A 2,500-nucleotide genomic window follows, 5' to 3' on the forward strand; every position below is an offset into this window, starting at 1 on the left:
TTGCCTTCGGCAAGTGGATTTGGCGGCAGGCAGCGTGTTTGCGAAGCAAACATGCGTTGCCGCACCTGAGTTACGTCACGAGACGTTTCCACGAGCGGAAGGCAATACAATCAACATGTCCAGGTCAAAGGGATGTTTGCTTATTTGGTTCCTTGCAACACTGTCTGTTACTGGATCAAATCAAGCCTATCGGGCGATTAGTACCGGTCAGCTGAACGCATTGCTGCGCTTACACCTCCGGCCTATCGGCGTGGTGGTCTTCCACGGCCCTCAGGGATACCTTGTTTTGAGGGGGGCTTCCCGCTTAGATGCCTTCAGCGGTTATCCTGTCCGATCATAGCTACCCTGCACTGCTGCTGGCGCAACAACAGGTCCACCAGTGGATCGTTCACCCCGGTCCTCTCGTACTAGGGGCAACTCCTCTCAAGTATCCTACACCCACGGCAGATAGGGACCGAACTGTCTCACGACGTTCTAAACCCAGCTCACGTACCTCTTTAAACGGCGAACAGCCGTACCCTTGGGACCTGCTCCAGCCCCAGGATGAGATGAGCCGACATCGAGGTGCCAAACACTGCCGTCGATATGGACTCTTGGGCAGTATCAGCCTGTTATCCCCGGCGTACCTTTTATCCGTTGAGCGATGGCCCTTCCACGCGGGACCACCGGATCACTATGGCCGACTTTCGTCTCTGCTCGACTTGTCAGTCTCGCAGTCAGGCTGGCTTCTGCCATTGCACTCAACGAGCGATTTCCGACCGCTCTGAGCCAACCTTCGCGCGCCTCCGTTACTCTTTAGGAGGCGACCGCCCCAGTCAAACTACCCGCCACGCAGGGTCCCGGATCCGGATAACGGACCGCGGTTAGACATCAAGAGTGCGAAGGGTGGTATCTCAAGGGAGGCTCCACCGGTACTTGCGTTCCGGTTTCGATGCCTACCACCTATCCTGCACATCACAATCCTGATGCCAGTGCGAAGCTGTAGTAAAGGTGCACGGGGTCTTTCCGTCTAACCGCGGGAAGCCTGCATCTTGACAGGCAATTCAATTTCGCTGAGTCGATGTTGGAGACAGCGGGGAAGTCGTTACGCCATTCGTGCAGGTCGGAACTTACCCGACAAGGAATTTCGCTACCTTAGGACCGTTATAGTTACGGCCGCCGTTTACCTGGGCTTCAATTCGGAGCTCTCACCCCTCCTTTTAACCTTCAGGCACCGGGCAGGCGTCAGACCCTATACGTCGCCTTGCGGCTTCGCAGAGCCCTGTGTTTTTAATAAACAGTCGCCACCCCCTGGTTTGTGCCCCCGGATCCAAGTTGCCTTGAACCCGGGCCTCCTTCTCGCGAACTTACGGAGGTATTTTGCCGAGTTCCTTCAACATCGTTCTCTCAAGCGCCTTGGTATTCTCTACCAGTCCACCTGTGTCGGTTTAGGGTACGGTCTGATGGAGGGCTATTTCCAGGGACTGATCAGCAGCCCGCTCAATCCGATAAGAGCGAACTACCTTCACAATCCGTCACATCCTCCTGGCCCAGGAATATTAACCTGGTTCCCATCGCCTACGCCTTTCGGCCTCGGCTTAGGGGCCGGCTTACCCTGCTCAGATTAGCTTTAAGCAGGAACCCTTGGACTTTCGGCGAGAGTGTCTCTCACACTCTTTGTCGCTACTCATGTCATCATTCTCGCTAGTGATCTCTCCACCGGATGGCTCACGCCCCGGCTTCATCGAAAGCCTCTCTCCTCCAATGATCCCGGAGGATCTAAGGAGGAATGAGACTATGTCACACTACGCTCTGCTACCATGCACTATGTGCATCCTCGGCTTCGGCTCATGGCTTGAGCCCCGTTACATCTTCGCCGCAGGACGTCTTATTTAGACCAGTGAGCTGTTACGCTATCTTTAAAGGATGGCTGCTTCTAAGCCAACCTCCTGGTTGTTTTGGACATCCCACCTGCTTTCCCACTTAGCCATGAATTGGGGGCCTTAGCCGGAGGTCAGGGTTGTTTCCCTCTCCACTACGGGCGTTAGCACCCGCAGTGTGTCTGCCATCTAGTACTCCCGGGTATTCGGAGTTTGGTTAGGATCAGTAAGCCTGTGGGGCCCCATTACCCATCCAGTGCTCTACCCCCCGGGGTATTCGGATGACGCTCTACCTAAATAGATTTCGCAGAGAACCAGCTATCTCCGAGTTTGATTGGCCTTTCACCCCTAGGCACAGCTCATCCCGATCTTTTTCAACAGATGTGGGTTCGGTCCTCCAGTGCGTGTTACCGCACCTTCAACCTGGCCATGCCTAGATCACTCGGTTTCGGGTCTGATCCCACGAACTCATGCGCCCTATTAAGACTCGCTTTCGCTGCGCCTCCGCCTAACGGCTTAAGCTTGCTCGTAAGACCAAGTCGATGACCCATTATACAAAAGGTACGCTGTCAGCCCTCAAGGGGCCTCCAACTGATTGTAGGCGTTCGGTTTCAGGTACTGTTTCACTCCCCTCGCCGGGG

Annotated in this window: 1 rRNA gene (cut by a window edge); it reads right to left on the reverse strand. The window is 55.2% G+C overall.

Annotated features, from left to right (window positions below):
* Positions 1-176: 176 nt before the first annotated feature.
* Positions 177-2,500: ribosomal RNA gene (locus tag RA19_RS08775) — 23S ribosomal RNA — on the reverse strand (it continues 504 nt past the right edge of the window).

It is taken from the genome of Leisingera sp. ANG-M1, assembly GCF_000813745.1.
Lineage (GTDB): Bacteria > Pseudomonadota > Alphaproteobacteria > Rhodobacterales > Rhodobacteraceae > Leisingera.